The sequence below is a fragment of the Thermoplasmata archaeon genome, from assembly GCA_035532555.1.
Lineage (GTDB): Archaea > Thermoplasmatota > Thermoplasmata > Lutacidiplasmatales > UBA184 > Lutacidiplasma.
Map to the genome: position 1 here is coordinate 38,608 of DATKQS010000019.1, position 17,427 is coordinate 56,034.

The 17,427-nt window shown below is 68.2% G+C and carries 19 protein-coding genes; 6 read left to right on the forward strand and 13 right to left on the reverse strand.

All coding sequences use genetic code 11. The features are described 5' to 3' along the window. Window positions 1-2: 2 nt before the first annotated feature. Window positions 3-464, reverse strand: a complete 462-nt coding sequence (tnpA, locus tag VMV28_05045; GenBank protein HUZ79964.1) for an IS200/IS605 family transposase — start codon at window positions 462-464, stop codon at window positions 3-5. A gap of 49 nt (window positions 465-513) precedes the next feature. Here tnpA and VMV28_05050 point away from each other — a divergent pair, with 49 nt between their 5' ends. Both VMV28_05050 and VMV28_05055 read left to right on the forward strand, forming a co-directional pair. Continuing rightward, window positions 514-1,644 (forward strand): RNA-guided endonuclease TnpB family protein, encoded by a 1,131-nt coding sequence (locus tag VMV28_05050; protein HUZ79965.1) that lies wholly within the window; start codon window positions 514-516, stop codon window positions 1,642-1,644. 412 nt (window positions 1,645-2,056) lie between these two features. Next, window positions 2,057-2,611, forward strand: a complete 555-nt coding sequence (locus VMV28_05055) for a GrpB family protein (protein HUZ79966.1) — start codon at window positions 2,057-2,059, stop codon at window positions 2,609-2,611. A gap of 18 nt (window positions 2,612-2,629) precedes the next feature. Here the strand turns inward: VMV28_05055 and VMV28_05060 are convergent, their stop codons facing one another. The 5 genes from VMV28_05060 to VMV28_05080 form a co-directional block, all read right to left on the reverse strand. Next, the gene (locus VMV28_05060; protein HUZ79967.1) at window positions 2,630-3,358 is read right to left on the reverse strand and encodes an ATPase domain-containing protein; all 729 of its coding nucleotides are present in this window, start codon (window positions 3,356-3,358) and stop codon (window positions 2,630-2,632) included. After that, window positions 3,345-4,259 (reverse strand): hypothetical protein, encoded by a 915-nt coding sequence (locus VMV28_05065; protein ID HUZ79968.1) that lies wholly within the window; start codon window positions 4,257-4,259, stop codon window positions 3,345-3,347. Before VMV28_05065 ends, VMV28_05060 begins: the two co-directional genes overlap by 14 nt. Before the next feature lie 70 nt (window positions 4,260-4,329). Continuing rightward, window positions 4,330-5,643, reverse strand: coding sequence for a tRNA pseudouridine(13) synthase TruD (truD, locus tag VMV28_05070; GenBank protein ID HUZ79969.1), 1,314 nt, complete (start codon window positions 5,641-5,643; stop codon window positions 4,330-4,332). Beyond that, on the reverse strand, window positions 5,612-7,165 hold the full coding sequence (locus VMV28_05075) for an MFS transporter (protein ID HUZ79970.1): 1,554 nt from the start codon (window positions 7,163-7,165) through the stop codon (window positions 5,612-5,614). The genes truD and VMV28_05075 overlap by 32 nt, the downstream gene beginning before the upstream one ends. Before the next feature lie 106 nt (window positions 7,166-7,271). Next, the gene (locus tag VMV28_05080; protein ID HUZ79971.1) at window positions 7,272-7,853 is read right to left on the reverse strand and encodes a hypothetical protein; all 582 of its coding nucleotides are present in this window, start codon (window positions 7,851-7,853) and stop codon (window positions 7,272-7,274) included. 116 nt (window positions 7,854-7,969) lie between these two features. Between VMV28_05080 and VMV28_05085 the strand changes: the two genes are divergently transcribed. Beyond that, window positions 7,970-8,914 carry a P1 family peptidase gene (locus tag VMV28_05085; protein HUZ79972.1) on the forward strand — a complete coding sequence of 315 codons (945 nt, stop codon included), beginning with the start codon at window positions 7,970-7,972 and terminating at the stop codon, window positions 8,912-8,914. Here VMV28_05085 and VMV28_05090 read toward each other — a convergent pair. Beyond that, window positions 8,911-9,594: a CBS domain-containing protein gene (locus VMV28_05090; protein ID HUZ79973.1), complete on the reverse strand. Its 684-nt coding sequence runs from the start codon at window positions 9,592-9,594 to the stop codon at window positions 8,911-8,913. The two genes, VMV28_05085 and VMV28_05090, sit on opposite strands and share 4 nt — an antisense overlap. A 53-nt stretch (window positions 9,595-9,647) precedes the next feature. On the opposite strand from VMV28_05090, the gene VMV28_05095 reads away from it, so the two are divergent. Together VMV28_05095 and VMV28_05100 are read left to right on the forward strand one after the other, a co-directional pair. Next, window positions 9,648-9,908, forward strand: coding sequence for a hypothetical protein (locus VMV28_05095; GenBank protein HUZ79974.1), 261 nt, complete (start codon window positions 9,648-9,650; stop codon window positions 9,906-9,908). 117 nt (window positions 9,909-10,025) lie between these two features. Further along, a complete protein-coding gene (locus VMV28_05100; GenBank protein ID HUZ79975.1) occupies window positions 10,026-11,618 on the forward strand; it encodes a radical SAM protein in 1,593 nt (530 codons plus the stop codon). A 5-nt stretch (window positions 11,619-11,623) separates the two neighbouring features. On the opposite strand, the gene VMV28_05105 is transcribed toward VMV28_05100, so the two are convergent. From VMV28_05105 to VMV28_05120, 4 genes are read right to left on the reverse strand one after another with little or no spacing between them, the layout of a single operon-like run. Beyond that, a complete protein-coding gene (locus VMV28_05105; protein ID HUZ79976.1) occupies window positions 11,624-12,136 on the reverse strand; it encodes a Mov34/MPN/PAD-1 family protein in 513 nt (170 codons plus the stop codon). Beyond that, window positions 12,117-13,001, reverse strand: a complete 885-nt coding sequence (locus tag VMV28_05110) for an NAD(+)/NADH kinase (protein ID HUZ79977.1) — start codon at window positions 12,999-13,001, stop codon at window positions 12,117-12,119. Before VMV28_05110 ends, VMV28_05105 begins: the two co-directional genes overlap by 20 nt. After that, window positions 12,998-13,810, reverse strand: coding sequence for an inositol monophosphatase family protein (locus tag VMV28_05115; GenBank protein HUZ79978.1), 813 nt, complete (start codon window positions 13,808-13,810; stop codon window positions 12,998-13,000). The genes VMV28_05110 and VMV28_05115 overlap by 4 nt, the downstream gene beginning before the upstream one ends. Window positions 13,811-13,832: 22 nt before the next feature. Further along, window positions 13,833-14,357 (reverse strand): OsmC family protein, encoded by a 525-nt coding sequence (locus tag VMV28_05120; GenBank protein ID HUZ79979.1) that lies wholly within the window; start codon window positions 14,355-14,357, stop codon window positions 13,833-13,835. 175 nt (window positions 14,358-14,532) lie between these two features. Here VMV28_05120 and VMV28_05125 point away from each other — a divergent pair, with 175 nt between their 5' ends. Next, window positions 14,533-15,765, forward strand: a complete 1,233-nt coding sequence (locus tag VMV28_05125; protein ID HUZ79980.1) for an MBL fold metallo-hydrolase — start codon at window positions 14,533-14,535, stop codon at window positions 15,763-15,765. A gap of 11 nt (window positions 15,766-15,776) precedes the next feature. Here VMV28_05125 and VMV28_05130 read toward each other — a convergent pair whose 3' ends face one another. Beyond that, window positions 15,777-16,112, reverse strand: a complete 336-nt coding sequence (locus tag VMV28_05130) for a Rieske 2Fe-2S domain-containing protein (protein ID HUZ79981.1) — start codon at window positions 16,110-16,112, stop codon at window positions 15,777-15,779. A 22-nt stretch (window positions 16,113-16,134) separates the two neighbouring features. After that, the gene (locus VMV28_05135; protein ID HUZ79982.1) at window positions 16,135-17,214 is read right to left on the reverse strand and encodes a GTPase; all 1,080 of its coding nucleotides are present in this window, start codon (window positions 17,212-17,214) and stop codon (window positions 16,135-16,137) included. Window positions 17,215-17,427 lie beyond the last annotated feature (213 nt).

Genomic DNA, 17,427 nt, shown 5'->3' on the forward strand with positions numbered 1-17,427 from the left:
TTTCACGCGGGCGGAGACCCCCCAACTTGTTGGGGGGAGGAAGCCCGCCCCTTGGGTCTTCCGGGCACTCGGAGCTTCTGGTCTCGGACGTATCGGGCGACCGTCTCTTCGGAGACGCGGCCCACCGACCCGACGTAGTAGCTCGGGCTCCAGAGATGTCCGTGCGGGAACGTGAGCTTGAGCGTGGGATGCTCGCGGAACATCACGACACCCGTCGTTCCCTTCAACACCTTGACGATGCCGGTCGGCGACTCGGAGGGCGGTGCCTCGATAAACAGATGGATGTGGTCCGGCATGACCTCCAACTCCTTGACCTCCCAACCTCGAGCCTCGGCGACGGACCGGATACACGTCCTCAACCCGCGTTGGACCGCCTCGGGGAGATTCTTCCGGTACTTGGGACACCAGACGATGTGGTAGGCCAGTTCGTAGACGGCGGAACTGGCGCTCTTGATCTCCACCATACATTAATACCCCCTCAAGGACATATAGCCAGCGGTGCGGACGATTCTGGTGCGGCTGGAGGTGAGCCCCGAGGAGCGGGACGCCCTGCTCCGCACCATGGAGGCGATGAACCGCGCCTGCGATGCGGTCGGTGAGGTGGCGTTCCGGGAGAAGTGCCGCCGCCGAACACCGCTCCACCACCGGACCTACAGCATGGTCCGAGCGAGGTTCGGCCTCTCGGCCCAGATGGCGGTGCGCGCCATCGGGAAGGTCGGTGGGGCCTACGTGCGCGATCCCTCGCGCCAGCCGACCTTTCGCCTCCGTGGGGCCGTTCCCTATGACCCGAGGATCCTATCGTGGAAGGGCGAGGGCAGGGAACGGGTGTCCCTGCTCGCCCTCGACGGTCGGCACGAGTTCCGGGTGCGCTGGTCCGAGTACGGCCGACAGGCGGTGGCGCGCGGGAAGCTCCGGGGCGAAGCCGACCTGGTCTACCGGGACCGCGCGTTCTACCTCTCACTGGTCGTCGAGTCGAGGGACCCGAGACCGTATGAGCCGGTCGGAGCGCTCGGGGTGGACCTCGGGGTGGTCAACCTCGCCGTGGATTCCGACGGCACGACCTACAAGGCGGATGGGGTGGATCGAGTGCGAACCCGGACGGACCGCTTTCGAGCGCACCTCCAGCGAGTCGGCACGAGGAGCGCCAAGCGCCACCTGAAGGCGCTGGGTCGGCGAGAGGGAAACTTCCGTCGCCAGACGAACCACTGCATTTCCAAGGAGATCGTCGCGCGGGCCGAAGGCACGGCGCGAGCGGTCGCCCTCGAAGACCTCGAGGGGATCCGCGCGCGGACCACGGTTCGGCGCTCCCAGCGGCGACGACACCTCTCTTGGAGCTTCGCCCAGCTCCGCGCCTTCGTGGAGTACAAGGCGGCGGCGAAGGGAGTTCCGGTGGTCCTCGTGGACCCGAGGAACACGTCCCGTACATGCCCTCGGTGCGGGACGATCGACCGGAAGAACCGACGGACGAGGGAGGAGTTCCGATGCGTGTCGTGCGGCCTCGCTGGGCCGGCCGACCGCATCGCCGCAACGAACATCGCGGCGAGGGCCGGAGTCGACCGGCCCATCGTAGCGGGGAGTGAGGAAGTGTGGGGACATGTTTCCGACCTCAGCTGCAAGCCACTGATTTCAATCGGTGGTCGTTGACGGTTCTCCGGTCGTCCCTCTTGGCCGCCCCCGCAGGTGCAGGCCGCGGATAGGACAGACGGCGGTCCGCGCGGGCAGAGGAGCAGCTTCCAGCCGAGGGCGATTCCGCGTTCTGGTCCACCCTAGGGGCCCGGGTACGCCTCGATCCATGCGGCCTTCGTAGGCGGTAGCGCGAAACGAGGCTAAGAAACCGCAGTCTAGCGGGCTCGACCCTCCTCGACGGGCGGGAGATGGGATGACCGGGGTCGCTCCGCTCCCTGCGGTCGGCGCTCGCATCCCGCCTCTCCACCGGGAGGTTCTCCGGCAGGCCCGCGGCGCCTGCCTCCGATCCGCGGTCGGGCGGAGTGCGCGCCTATCCCGGCCGCTTCAAGAGCCGGTGACCGGTGGGGCGATTCGCCCCGGTTCACTCTCGATGTCCCCGAACGACGATCCGATCATCATCGTACCTTATGATCCGAGGTGGCCGGAGGAGTTCCGCGCGATCGGGACGGCGCTGCGGCTCGAGCTGGGGAAGGTCGCGACGCGCATCGATCACGTCGGATCGACCGCCGTACCCGGGCTCGCGGCCAAGGACGTGATCGACATTCAGATCTCGGTCGCCCAACGGACGGCCGAAGGAGGCATCCGCGGACCGCTCGAGACCCTCGGGTATGTCTTCTACCCCGCGAACCCCGACCGGACCCAACTGTTCTTCCGTGAACCGGAGGGGCGCCGCCGCACCCACGTTCACGTCCGCGCGCAGGGCAGCTTCGACGAGCAGCTCAACTTACTGTTCCGTGACTTCCTGAGGGCCGAACCCGCGGTCGCCCAGCTCTACGCCTCGGAAAAGCGGACGCTGGCGGAGCGTTTCCGGAACGACCGGGAAGGCTACGTTGCAGCCAAGGAGCCCATGCTCTGGAGCCTGCTCGTGCGGGCCCATTCGTGGTCTCAGAAGGTGGGCTGGTCGCCTCCGTCGAGCGACGCGTGATCGGGGCGATCCGAAGTACTAGCCGCCGCGGCTGAAGTCGATCGCCTGGGCGTCGACCTCGATCCCATCGGCGCGGATCCAGTACGGCTGGATCGACCGGGCGTGATCCGTGCGCCGCATCTTCAGTATCCGCAGCGAGAGATCGATCCTCCGGCCTTCCGCTGGGGTGGAGTAGCCGAGCAGGATGACCCCATCGGCGACGTACTCGGAGAGACCGTCGCGGCTCACCCCGGGGTGGCGCGGGTCGGCCTCGGCGGTGAACACCGTCGTCGCGCCGGAGGCCCGGCACGCTCCGGCGAGGGCGAAGAGCGTCTCGCGCCGGCCCGTCTCGTCATCGCTGAGCATGTGCAGCAGCGAAACCGAGTCGACCACGATCCGCCGCGCCTTCATCTTCGCGAGCTCGCCCGCGAACTCGCCGCGGATCCGCTGGATGCTCTGCTTCGTCTCCCGAGGATCGAGCCGGATCACATTGAGCGTCTTGCGCTCCACCGCCGCGTCGACCGGCCAGCCGAACTGCCGGGCGCTCTCGAGGAGTTGCGGGACATCCTCCTCGAGGGAGAGGAAGACGCCCGTCTCGCCGCGTGCGACCCCGGCCATGAGGAACTGCAGGCCGAAGCAGGTCTTCCCGGTCCCCGGTAGTCCGGTCACGAGCACGACGTGCCCGGCGGGGAGACCCCCCCGGAGCATCTGGTCGAGACCCGCGATCCCCGTCGGGACCTTGGGGTGAGGCGGCTCAGATCCGCTCATGCTGCGTGGTCACCAGCCCCGTCAGGTGATGGACGCGGACGACGAACCGGCCCTGGTATTCCTCGGCGAGGTGAGCGAGCACGGGCATCGATTTCTCGATCAGGAGCACGCGCTGCCGGTGGGTCCGATTCGGCGCGGTCGTCCAACGGAAGGCGAACACGGCATCGACCGAGTCGATGATCGCCTCCTCCGTGGCGGGCGCCGCGACCCCTTGGGAGAGCAGGAGGTAGACGATGCCGCCCCATTCCTTCGCCCGGCGGCGCAGTCCCTTCACGAGGGTCAGGAGGTCCCCGGGCTCGACGCCCCGGCGCACGAGGAGATCGGTGAGGGAATCCACGATGACGAGGTTCGATTGCCCTCCCGGTTCGAGCGCGTTGGCGAGAGCGGCGAGAGGTCCCGCGTCGGCGCTCCCACCCCGAGGGCCCCCTCCAAGGAGCGGACTCGGTACGGCGGCCCACGCGGAGGGAACGACGGTGTCGGCGAAGTACGCGGAGGAGAGATCTCGGAAGGTGAGGTGGCGCGTGAGCGCGTCCGGATAGCTCGAGTCGAACGCGGCACGCGCCTCGTCGAGTATCTGCTCCTGGGATCGGGTCAGGCTGACGTAGAGGATGCCGTCCGGGTAGACGAACGGGCCGGGGGCCGTGCCGAGGTAGATCCGGTGCTGGGAGGGATCCTCGCGGTGCTGCATGAGGTGGACGGCCGAGGTCAATGCGAACTCGGGGTGTCCCGCTCCGGGCTCTCCGAGGAGCAGAATGACCGATCCCGCCGGGACCCCGCCCGTCAGGTAATCGAGGTCGGGAACCCCGGTCGGCGCTCGGGCGGGTCCCCGAACGGCCTCGGAGGGCGTCGCAAGGACGGCGCCGGGGCCCATGAGGAATGGCCGGGGGGACTCGAGCGCCACGAACCTAAGCTCCGCGCGCTTCCAACCCCGATGCTCAGTATTTGTAGGTGCGGCTCCACTCGCGCCCGGGCTACCCGCTCGAGCCGATTTTCAGGAACTCCCGGAGCAGGACGGTCGCGTAGGCGCCCTTTGGGAGCGCGAACCGGAACCAGACTCCGTCTCCTCCCTCCGCCGAAGGGTCCGGAGAGATCCCGATGGGAGGCAGAGCCAGGGTCGCGGGACGCCACGATCCTGCGCTCGAGATGTCGGGGGTATGAGGAAGCTCGAACTCCTTTGGCGTGACCCGTTCGTCGGCGAGCACCCGATCGGCGAGCTCACCCGCCCGACCCGGGCGTCGCGGCGTCTCGAACCCGATGAGCGGGCCGGCGACGACCGCGCGTCCGCGGTGGACGAGATCGGCGCATTCCGGAACATTGTCTCGATCGACCGGGATCGCATCCTGCCCTCGCATTGTGCCGTCCCGGCCCACCCGCAGGATGTAGTCGCCCTCCTCGGGCACGTCCAGTGGGATCCCGAGTGAGCGGCGCAGGCTGACCCAGCGATTGAACAGGAGGGATTGGTAGGCATGGACGAAGAGCAGGCGAAGTTCGCGATTGAGCGCGCGGAAGGCGCGTTCGGGCGGATGGCCGTGGGCCAAGTGCTCGAGCATCGAGCGCTCGAACCGGTACTCGCGGGGGAAGTCGCGGAGGGCCCGCACCGCGTCGTGGTCCGCAGCATAGGCCGCGCGGGCGGGGGATCGGGAGGGATCGTCCCCGAGAGGAATCCGTGCGAGGTAGATCTCCACCGCCTCGTCCACTCGACCCTGAACGAGCGCGCGCCCGACCTCGTGGGTCACCGGACGGACCTCCCCGAAGCGCTGCAGGCCGAAGAGGTCCGGAAAGCGGCCGGCCTCTTCGAGCTCTCGGCGGACCGCGCCGTACGCCAGCACCGTCTCCTCCGACGACATCGGGAGGTCCGAGACGCGGATCTCGAACGAGTTCCCGTAATGGTGCCCCAGGGACAGTCCGTCCCGAGCTCGGTACGCCTCGAGGATCGTAGCATCGGCAAGATGGAGATCGGCCGCGGGCAGGGGACCCACGTAGGAGAACAGTCGTTCGGTGAGGGCGCGCCGATCCTTGGTCCCGGCCCACCGGACCGAATTCGGAGCGAGGCCGAGCCTGCGGGCGAGCGCGCTCGCGAGTTCGTGCTGTTCCCAGTTCCGGCTCTCGATCCGGACCACGACGAAGCGCCCGTCCGGTTCCGGAACCGGGTAGGCGGAGATCTCGCGTACGCGGAAGGATTCAGGGTTGGCTTTGAGGGTCCCCGGCACGCCGGGGGCGCGGGTCGCGTAGAACGCGAGCCCCACCGCCCGTTCATTCTCGGGGGGCTGGAGGTCCGCGCTCACGGCCCGCGCCACGAGGGGGTGGGTCTTTAGGGTGCGTGGCCGAGGTGGGCGGTCCGCGTAAGGCGCTTGCGGGCACGTGCGCGTCGCCTTCCCTCTGCGCATCCGAGGAACCGGGCTCGCTGGCAGCAGGCTCCCCGCGCGGCGGAGCGGTCGTTCCGCGAGTGTCGCGGCCCCAGCTTCGACGGGGGGCGGCCCGGTACGGTACGCGGAAGGAATGGTAGGGGATCGGGGCGAGCATGGCCATCCCGAACAGAACGATCCCGGCCGCGAGCGAGTAGGTGAGACCGACTCCGTAGGTCGAGAAGAGGTACCCTCCGGCCACCGTGCCGAACAATCCGCCAAGCCCGGCGATCGCGTTGTACAGGCCGAGAGCGCGGCCGCGCGCCGATCGACCGACCAGCCGCATCAGGAACAGCGTGCTCGCGGTGCTGATGAACGCCCACGTGACTCCGAGGAGGGCGTTCAACAACGTGAACCAACCCGTGAGCGCGGGACTGCCGTGTCCGAGGAGGATGTAGATCGGCCCCCACAGGAACAGGAGCATCAAGAGGACCCGGCCGAAGAGCGAGCCCAAGAACACCGACTTCGGCGAGCGGGCCTCGACCGCCCGGCCCGATTGGAAGAACAGTGCGGTCGCCGCCGCGCTGGACCCGAGGTAGACGATGAAGATCGACGCGTCGGACAGCTGAGCGTTCTGCCAGAGGAAGACCGGAAATGGTCCGTAGAACATGTCGAAGCCGACGCTCATCACCCCGAGGGCCGCGAGGAAGAGGACCTCGCGTCCCTTCAACCGCTCGACGGGACCCCGCGCGATGTCGACGATGTTGAGCACGCGCGAGCGGAAGTGGCGATAGCGTTCGACGACCCCGCGATGCAGATTGACGAGCTCGGCGACGGCACGTCGCTCGATGCGGCTCGTTGGCTCTTCGATCCAGGCCCACGCGATGATCGCGCCGACGACCGCGAGGATCCCGGAGAGGACGAGGAGCCCCGTCATCACCTGGACGGCGGACTGGTTGACCCCGATGACGAACAGCCAGACGATCCCGATGGCGAGCCCCACCGTCGTGCCGATCCCCGAGATGAGACCGAAGAGACCGATGTCCCCCGGCCACCATCGCTTGTGACGGGTTTCCAACAGGAGCATCGTGCCGATCGGCGCGCTCGCGGCGCAGGCGAGCCCTTCGACGATGTTGAGCCAGAAGTAGCTGGAGAGGTCCGGAGCGAACGCGATCCCGATGATGCTGAGGCCGGTGGCGAGGAACGATCCGACGAGGAAGTACTTCCGGTGGGCGACGCGATCGGAGAGGTTCCCCCACAGGATCGTGAACGGGACCTGGCTCATGCTGCTCGCGCCGATGATGATCGTGACGGCGAACGCGGAGGCTCCGAAGTGCTGGAGCGCGAGCAGCGGGATCAGCGGCGTTGCGATCCCGTCGGAGATGGCGAGCGGGAGGTAGGCGAGGAACCAGAGATCGCTGCTCGAGGGTCGGATCGGTTGGTGGATGGTGATGTCGACCACGACCGCCGCCCAGTGCCCTTCGGACGAATGCTTCGATTTTGGGGCCGAGGCATAAAGCGTCCGTTACTCAGGAAGCAGAGCGGCGCCGGACCGCGGCACGCCTCCTCTAGGCCACGGGAACGCCGAGCTCGTGCAGGAGGGAGCGATGCTCCTCCTTGGAGATCCAGTCGACCTTGAGGTAGTCGCGCAGGTACTCGTCCGAGACATCGAACCGGCGGGCCTCTTCCACCACGAACCGGTACGCTTCGACCTCCGTCCATCGCTGGGTATACCCCACGGACCGATCGTACAGGTCGGCCCCGTCCCGACGTTGGCGGACGTGGCAGAGCTCGTGGTAGATGTCCATGAACAGCATGGTCGCCGAGCTTTCCCGGAGGTGGGCGGCGCCGACGACGATGCAGTCGGACGCCGGCGAGACCACCGGCTTCCAGCCGCGCGGAGCGCCCGGGAACTTCTTCTTCGGAGCGACGTACATCCACATGTCGTCGGCGACGAGCTCGATCTCCGTGGACCGGAACAGCTCCGCGCGCTTGTCCGCATCCGGCTCGAGCCGACGGGCGGTCGGCAGTCGATCGAGGGTCGGGAAGACCCCGAGGATCGGGTGTCGACCCATGGGGAGCTCCCGCCGGATCTCGAATTCCTTCGGGGGTTCCCCTCGCGGTGAGGCCGGCTTCGCAGAGGGAGACATCGACAGGAGCCGAACCGCTTCCCCTGATAAAATCCACCGGACGGGTTCGTGAGCGGCCGCACCCTGGGACCGATTGCCCTCCTATACCTTCGAATCCTAGCCCCGATGGAGATCGAATGCCGCCCCCGCTCACCTTTGCGCGCGTACCGGGCGTTCGACTCGGCCACGCGACGACGCCCGACGGCGCGAGCGGCGTGACGGTGGTCCGATTCGACCGCGCCCGTCCCGTGGTCGTCGACGTGCGGGGAGGAGCGTCGGCGACGTACGACATCGCATCGCTCGCGCTCGATGCCACCTTCGGACGGCGATGGGCGATCTTCCTCTCGGGCGGAAGCCTCTACGGTCTCGACGCGGCACGCGGGGTCCGGACCCGGATCCTGGAGGAGGGCGAGGGCCAACCGGCCTTCGCGAGCCCCAGCCGTGTGGTCCCGATCGCCGGCGCCGCCCTCTTCGACCTGCCGGTGGAGAGCGAGGCGATCCCGGATTACCTTCCGCTGGGGTACGAGGCGACGCGGGTCGCCGGCCGATCGGCGACGGCCTCGGGCCACGTAGGCGCCGGCGCCGGAGCGACCGTGGGCAAGTACCTGGGGCGGTCTCGGGCGATGCGCGGCGGCCTCGCGAGCGCGGCCGTACGGATTCCTCGCGGTGGCACCCTCGGGGTCCTCGTAGTGGTCAACGCGGTGGGGGCGGTGCGCGATCCTCGCAACGGCGCCTGGATCGCCGGAGCTCGCGCCCGCAGCGGTCGGATATCCCCGCCTCGGTCTGGAAGGGCAGCGGAGGGGACCGACTCGCACACCACCCTGGCTATCGCCGTCACCGATCTCGCGATCGGACGCTCCGGACTCCAGCGGATCGCAGCGAACGTCTCGGCGGGGCTGGCGCGCGTCATCGTTCCGTTCCACACCTCGGTCGACGGCGATCTCGTGTTCGCGGCCTCGACGGAGCGACGGACCCGCCTGCCCTCCGAGCGCCGCGCGGGGGAGCTCGTCGATCGGATCGGGGTCCGCGCCGCGGAACTGGCCTCCGAAGTCGCCGCTCGGGCCGTACGCCCGACCGCCTAGGGCGCTGGGGTACGCCGCATCGTGGTGCCGCGCAGCCCCCGGATCAGATCGGTCTTCGTCACGATCCCCTGAAGCGTGCCTCGGTGCGCGACGAGGACGGCCGGGATCTGGGTCAGGAGGGTCGCGAGAATGTCGGCTGGGAAGTCGGTGTCCACCTGAGGGTAGGCGCTCTCCTGGACGTCCCGGACGCGCACGCGGGAGCGCGGGCTTCCTCCCTCTCCCAACGCACGCAGGAGAGCCGCCTCCGACAGCGACCCGGTCACCTTCCCCCCTTCGACCACGGGGATCTGGGAGATCGCACGCTGCTCCATCAACTGGGCCGCAGCGTGCAGCGGAGAAGAAGCGTCGATCACGACGAGGTTGCGGGTCATCACGTCTCGCGCGGTCAGGCGGGGGGTTGCGATCCCTTCCTGGGCCTCTAGGTACGTGACGATCCGCTGGACGAGCTCGTACGAGGGCCGGATCTGACCTCGTTCGATCCGGGAGATCGTGGCGTCGCTGCGCCCCACCGCTCTCGCGAGCTCCCCCAGGGGCATGCCGAGGGCGCGCCGACGCTTACGGATCTCGGCAAGGGATTCCACAGAGAGGGAGACGGTCGGGCTCTTATGGGGCTTTCCTCGGCCCGTTTCGGCGCCTCCCCCGGCGAACGCCTCGCGTCCAAGCGAGGACGGGAGGGCCATCCACCTTCGCGCGGAAAGATACATCCACCGGCGCGACGTTGGGGGTACGCCCGATGTCGATGCCTCGCCGCACCGAATGGATCGTCGCTCCGCCGGAGATCTGCTGTCTGTGTCGGGAGCCGTTGGGCCTGCCGGCCGAGACCAGCGCCTGGAACGGACGGCCCGCCCATCGCGATTGCGTCCGGATCCACCTGATCCAGGGGGACCCCGCCTTCCGGGAGACGGGCGGGGAGGCGGACGAGGCCCCGGACGAGGGGGCGGAATCGCTTGACGGGGTCCTCCCGCGCGATGACGAGGACAACACCTTCGAGTGAGGAATCGGACCTCGGTGGGGCCCAAGGTGCCCGAATTGTCGCGCCCGGCTCGACGCAACCAATAAGAGCCTCCGCTTTCGTGGTATCCATCGGATCGGCGAGTTAGGAGTAGTACGAATGCCCGAAGTGGTCATCACCTGCGACTGGACGATGATGAGCAATCACAATGGGAAGGAGTTCCTCGGCTTCGGCACCACCACTCCGGCCTACGTCCTTCCGGAGCGCGTGTACAAGCGCCTGTTCTATCCGGACATGCCGGTCGATGAGAACGGCTTCCCAGTGGCCGCGCCGTACGGAATGCGCAAAATCGAGGCGGCGCTCATCGACGGCGGGTTCGACGCCCGCATCGTCCACCCCTCCCACCTTCACCGCTACATGCCCGGCTCGGCGAAGGTGCTCCTCATCTCGGGACACGACTACTTTGGGCTGAACCCTCCGGCGTCGACCTTCGGCGGGGTCATGCACCGCGACCCGCTCAACTGCGTCAACTTCAAGCGGATGATGACCCAGCCCGCGGTCGTCGAGGCCCGCAAGCAGGGCATGAAGATCATCGCCGGCGGTCCGTGCGCCTGGCAGATCGCCCCGCCCACGCGGATGAAGCTCCCCTGGATCCAGGAGTTCGTCGACTCGTTCGGTGGCATCGACTCGGTCGTCGAGGGCGAGGGGGACATCTTCGTCAAGGAGATCGTCCGAAAGGCGCTCGCCGATGAGTACCTGCCTCCCCACGTCATCATGACCCCGAAGGAGGCGCCGAAGGTCGAGCAGATCTCCACGATCAAGTACGCCAGCGTCAACGGTCTCGTCGAGATCGGGCGCGGCTGCTGCCGCGGGTGCTCGTTCTGCTCGGTGACCACGCGCCCCACTCGGTGGTACGGGCTCGACAAAATCGAGGAGGAGCTCCGGGTCAACGCGAAGGTCAACAACCGCAAGGGGATCCTGCACTCGGACGACGTCTTCTTCTACGGCAGCCCGAACGTGATGCCCCGCGAGGAGAAGCTGATCCCGCTGCTCCAGCTCGCGAAGCGCTACTACGAGCAGGTCGGGTGGAGCCACGTCGCCATCGCCTCGCTGATGACCAAGCCGAAGCTCCTGTCGAAGTGCGCGGAAGTGCTCATCGACGACAAGCAGAAGTGGTGGGGCGTCGAGATCGGGGTCGAGACCGGCTCTCCGCATATGGTCACCGCCGCCATGCCCGGCAAAGTCGCTCCGTTCAAGGCCTCCCAGTGGCCCGAGCTCGTGGTCCAAGCGGCGGGCCTGCTGAACGACAACCACGTCTATCCGGCGTGCACGTTCATCGTCGGGCTCCCTCAGGAGACCGAAGACGACGTCCTGAAGACGATCGACCTGATCGACGACCTCTGGGATTTCAAGGCGCTCCTGGTGCCGATGTTCTTCGTACCCCTCGGCCACCTGAAGTCCCGGGACTGGTTCCAGCGCGACATGCTCTCCGACGTCCAGGAGGAGCTGCTCAAGCGCGCGCTCACCCACGGCATCCGCCAATCGAAGGGCCTCCTCACCGAGTTCTTCGATTGGGAAGGGGCGCACACCACGGCGTATCGGTCGGCGTTCCGCGGGTTTATCGGGTTCCTCGAGCTCATCGCCAAGATGCACGGCCTGTACAGCCCGGCGAACCGGCCAGGCCGTTCGATCGAGGACCCGAACCGCTACCCGGACCGGCTCCCGATCCCCACGATCCCCGTACGCGAGTAGGCCGGCTAGGGCGGCAGCCACCGATCGGGGTCGTCCTGCGCCACGGGCCGGTGGATCGGCTTGATGGGGCGCGGCCGCATCCCGATCGTGTCGTGGCCCTGGACCGTGAGCTTGGTCTCCCGACCGTTGCTGTCGTACGCTCTCCAGCACCCGCCATCGTACGGGAAGCCGAGGATGATGTGCCGGCGCCCCCAGTTCCGAAACAGGTTGAGGTCGGCGTCCGACGGGTGCAGGGCCCCGGAGGGGTGCGAGTGGACGGTCCCGACGATCGCGAGATCCACCGGGAGCATCCAGAACTGGAAGTTCGCGTGCCGGCGACCCGCCGTCGTTCCCGGGAGAAGCAAGAGCTCGGAGATCACCCCGGGAGGATCGGCGCGCAGCATCCCCCCGAACTCGTTGGGGTAGGAAGAACCGGCGGCCGCGAGCGCGCTGTCGAGCGCATTGCGCGTGATCACGGTGGGTGTGTCACCGAGACGAGCGGTGGCTCCCGGCGCGGGCTTACGCTGGGGGCGGAACATCGGCACCGTTCGGTCCCTCCTTCTCCTCGGGGGCCTCGGCCCACGGCAGGATCCCCTTGCCCCGCAGGCGCGAGAGGTTGGTCGCTCCGAAGCGGATGAACCGAGCACGCCGCGGCGAACGGTACGCGAGGACCGAGCCACCGGGCGCGACCCGGGTCTCGACTTGACCGTCGATGACCGCGAGGGAATGGATCTCGCCGCTCGCGGGGCGGATCGTGATCGTGTGGAGCGGTTCGACCACGATGGCGCGGGCGACCGCGCGGAACGGAGCGATCGCGACGATGACGATCCCCTCGACTCCCGTCTCGACGATCGGGCCCAGCGCGCTCAGGGAGTACCCGGTCGAACCCGTGGGGGTCGCGATGATGACGCCATCCGCCTGGAGCCGGCCGATGTGGCGGCCGTCCAGGATGATGTCGAAGCGTCCCATCTTCGCCGGGCGGCCGGAATGGATGACCACCTCGTTCGTCGCATCCGGCATCGCGACGCCGGCCGCCTGGACGGCGAGCTTCATCCGTTCCTCGACGAAGTAGTACCCCCGCAGGAGCCTCCCGATCGCGGACTCGAACTCGGTCGCGTCCCGTCCGTCGACCTCGGCCAGGACGCCGACCGTCCCGGCGTTCACGGCGAGGAGCGGGACGTTGGTCCGCTGGAGGGTCGATAGATACGTCCCGTCGCCGCCGATGGCGACGATCGCGTCGGCCGTCAGGTCCGCGAGCGGTGCGCGCGGGAGCGGGGTTTCGATGGGGAGATGGGCCCCATCCGCGAGGACGACCTCCGCCCGATCCCCGATCAGATCGATCGCGCGGCGGACGAGATCGAGAGCGCTCGGCTTCTCCGCGTTCGCCGTGATTGCGATCTTCACGGGGGACCCCGAGGCGCACGCGCCTTCAAGAACTCGACATCGCCCCAGGCGAGGACGCTCGTCCGTTCCTGGACGGTGAGCGGGAAGGTGCCGATCGGATGGCCCTCGAAGTCGGAGATGCCTCCTCCCGCCTCGACCAGGATGCGATAACCGGCAGCGATGTCCGTGGCTCGGAGGTTGCGGCTCGCCGGGACGTTCTCGAAGATGTAGCCGTCGGCGGTGCCCTGGGCGACCTTGGCGATCTCGAGCGACGCGCAGCCGAGCGCGCGGATCCGGCGCGCCTGCCGGGACATCTCGACCGTTCGATCGCTCGCGTACCGACCGAGGTTCGCGAACAGGAGCTCGGTCTTCGCGTTCCAGGGGCGCACGTGGATTTGCCGGCCGTCGCAGAACGCGCCGCCTCCGCGGGTCGCCCAGTACGTGGTCCCCCGGTAGAAATCGTAGACGACCCCGGTCTCGATGCCGTCGAGGTGGTCGCGGCCGAGCGCGAGGGAGATCGCCGCGAACGGGAGGCCACGCAAGGCGTTCGTAGTCCCGTCGATCGGATCGACGACGAGCGTACGGTCTCCGCCGCGTCGCAGGTGACCGATCTCCTCGCTCAGGAAATCCCAGTCCACGGCCTCGCGATCGAGCACGGAGAGGATCTCGGCCTCGGCCACGCGGTCGAGCTCCTCGGTGGGGGATCCGTCCGCCCCCATCGCGACCACGTCCGCCCGGTGGGGCGAGCTCGAGGCCTGGATGACCGCCGCGTGGGCAGCGGCCGTGATGCGAAAGAGGATCTCGAGGTCGGGCGAGGTCAGGCCGGGCACGGAGGAGGGACGAGAGGAGGGCTCAAGACCCCTTTGGCCCCGCGGGCTCCGGGCCCTCCGCGTGCGTCCCTTCCCCGTCCCCTTGGGAAAGGGGACGAACGGTAGGCTCGCACCGGACCGGGAAGTTCACCGAGTTCGCGATGAAGCACATCTCGTCGGCCCGCGTGTGGAGCTCCCTCGCTCGATCGGGCGATCCGCTGCGGATCGTAACGGCCGGGTGAAGGGTCACGAGGACGAACCGACCCGATCCATCGGGGGCCGTTTCCATCGTACCGTTTGCCTCGTCCGAATACGTCTCCACGACGATATCCGACTCTGCGCACAGATGCAGATACCAGAGCATGTGACACGCCGACAGGGAGGCGACCAGAAGTTCTTCGGGATTGTACCGGCTACGGTCACCGCGAAAGATCGGGTCCGAGGATCCCGGGAGTTCGGGCTTTCCCTCGAAGGCGATGAGATGGTCGCGATCGTACGCCCGGTAAGCGCTCGTGCCGGTCCCGCGGTTCCCGGTCCAACGTACGCTCGCGCGATAGTAGTGCGTCATGCGTCGGGAATCGACGACGTACCTGGGATCCCGTATTGACCATTACGAGCCGGCCGCCGGGACGCGGGGAGGGGCGGGCACCCTACGCACGGAGAGGACCGCAGGTTCCTCTCGCGATCGGCCTCCTCTCGTGAGCGCACGTTACTTTAAATCACGGACCCGGCTCGCGCCGCCAATGGAGTTCCAATTCCTGGGGGGAGCGTCGGAGGTCGGCTCCCTCGGCCTCGTCGTCCGCGACGCGGGCCGCACGCTGCTCTTCGACTACGGGATGACGCCGACCGACCCGCCCTCGTATCCGCTGCGCGTGCCGAACAACGTGGACGTCGCCTTTCTCACGCACGCCCACCTCGACCACTCGGGGATGACTCCGATCCTCTCGCGGCTGCCCAAGGCCCGAGTGATCGCGACCCCCGTCACGCTCGCGGTGTCCAACCTCCTCGCGCGCGACGCGCTCAAGATCGCTCGTCTCGAGGGATATCTGCCTCCGTACCAGTCCCAGGACATCGGCTCGCTGCATGCGCACGCGACCGCCATGGGCCGCCACGAGACGTTCCGCGACCACGGGATCGAGGTCGAGCTCACGCCGGCCGGGCATATCCCCGGCGCGACGATGTTCCGCTACCGAGGAGAGAAGGATGTGCTGTTCTCCGGCGACGTGCAGACCATCCCCACGCATCTCGTGAAGGGGGCCGAGCCGCTCGAGTGCGACATCCTCGTCCTCGAGTCGACCTACTCCGGAAAGGAGCACCCGGACCGCAAGCAGACCGAGCACCAGTTCCTCGACAAGATCCGCGAGACGGTCGAACGGGGCGGCAAGGTCATCGTGCCGGCGTTCGCCGTCGGACGAGCGCAGGAGGTCCTGATGACGCTCGCAGGAACGGGGCTTGAGGTGTACCTCGACGGGATGGCCCGCGCGGTGAACTCGATTTACGCTGCTGCTCCGGAGTACCTGTCCGACCCGAAGCGATTCCGCCGGGCCATGGACTCCGTGCACGTCATCGAGCACCAAGGCGAACGGCGGCACGCCGTCCGGGAGGCCGACGTGATCGTCACGACCGGCGGCATGATGGACGGAGGTCCGGTGCTGTTCTACGTCGGGGAGCTGTATCGAGACGCGAACTCCTCGATCCTTCTCACCGGCTTCCAGGTCGAAGGATCGAACGGCCGCCAGCTCATGGACGAGGGGACCTTGACGATCGACGAGACGACGATCCGGCCCGTGTGCGAGGTCCAGAAGTACGACTTCTCGGCTCACGCCGGACATTCGGAACTAGTGGAGCTCGCTCGTCGGACCCACGCGCGCAAGGTCGTGCTCATGCACGGCGATCAGCGCGAGCCGCTGCGCGACGCCCTCGCGGCCGAGTTCGAGGTCGTGCTCCCCGAGAACGGGAAGTCCTTCACGATCTGAGCGCCCGGGGTCTACGGAAGATCGACCCAGACGCGGTCGTCGTCGACGCGGACCCGATAGGTGAGGGCCGCAGGGACCCCCCCTGCGGGCGGTTCGATCCCAAACGGATCGGCCTGGACCGCCCCGGTGCCTGCGTCGAAGGCAGCCTCGTGCAGGATACACGTCAGTCGCCGACCGACGAGCGTTCCGTCCGCGAGCGAGGCTCCGAGATGAGGGCACTCTCCCTGCAGGGCGCGAATCGACTCCCCAAAGTTCACCAGCACGATCGGGACTCCCTCCACGTCCGCCCCGACGATCTCCCCCGGCGGGACCTTCGATGCGGGGATCCCCGTATCCTTCCACACCACGGGGCTTGCACCGATCCTTTGGCTAATGGGCCGTGTGGCGCCCTCGATAGGCGATGGCGCGCGGCCGCTCCTCGTCATCCAGCGCGCCCTCTTCCTCGGGGATGGGCTCGGGTCGCGGCATCGAGCTCCAGATCCCTCGGATCCTCTCCCAGAGCTCGTCGAGACCCTCGCCGGTGGCCGAAGAGACTTGGAGGCGCTTGCTCCCCGGACGTCGGAACAGGTCGGCCTTCGTCTCGACCTCGAGGATCGGGCGGCCCGGCAGTTCCCGCTTCCAGCGCGTGAGGAGCTCTTCCTGTTCCTCGAGCGGCGGATCGGCCGCGGGGGTCGGATCGAGCACGAAGAGAACGACGCTGGCGGCCCGCTCGACGGCGGTCCGGGCCTCCGCCTCGGCCGGGTTCGCTCGGTGGGAGCGGCCGAGGACTCCCGGGGTATCGAGCACCTGCCAGCGGTCGAAGCCCAGGTCGGCGTGCCCCACGGCGATCGCGAGCGTGGTGAACGGATAGTCGGCGACCTTCGGGTGCGCCGAAGATAGGCGCGCGACCAGAGAGGACTTCCCGACGTTCGGGAACCCCGCGACGACGAGCGTGGGGGCGTTCGGGTCGAGCCGGGGCCGGTCATCTCGGAAACGATCGATCTGCTTGAGCCGGGCGAGGTCGGCGTCAATCTCGCGAACATGGCTCGCCATGCGACCATAGAACCGGCGAACTTCGACCCCGAGCTCGTCGGCCCCCGCCGCGTGATGGACGGCCCGTTCGGAGTCCCGTTGCAGACCGCGGATGCGGTCCACGGCACGTCCGACTCGGGTGAGCGATCGATCGAGGGTCCCCTCGCCGAACCGTCGGGCGATCAGGGCCCGTTCGAAGTCGGTCAGCGGGGGGCGCCGGAACCGGCGCGTTTCCGCCTGAAGGAGCCGGATGACGGTGGCCGCGCTCCGGACGACCTTGAGCTCGGCCCGGTGGCGGTCGCGCTCGGCCTTCGTGCGCCCCTTCGGGTTGGAGAGGTCCGCGCGGTGGAAGGCGATGTCGAGAATCTCGACCGACGCCGGGGAGGGTCGTTCAGCCCCGGAGCGGGACGGACGCCGTGCGGGTGCGGTTTGCGCCATGGGTCCCTCTCCGCGTGTCACCGGACCGGGCGCATAGGCTTGTCCTATCGAGCGGACAGGTGCGAATCCCGACAGGCTGCGTCCCATAATTCGGTGAGCGAGTAGTTCCCTCGAGGGGGAGGACCCGCTTCCAGTGGAGGGGAGAGGGGTCTAAATGGCCGGATTTCTCTCTCGAGATGCCCGAGGATCGCCGCGCCGCTTATCGTGCCTACG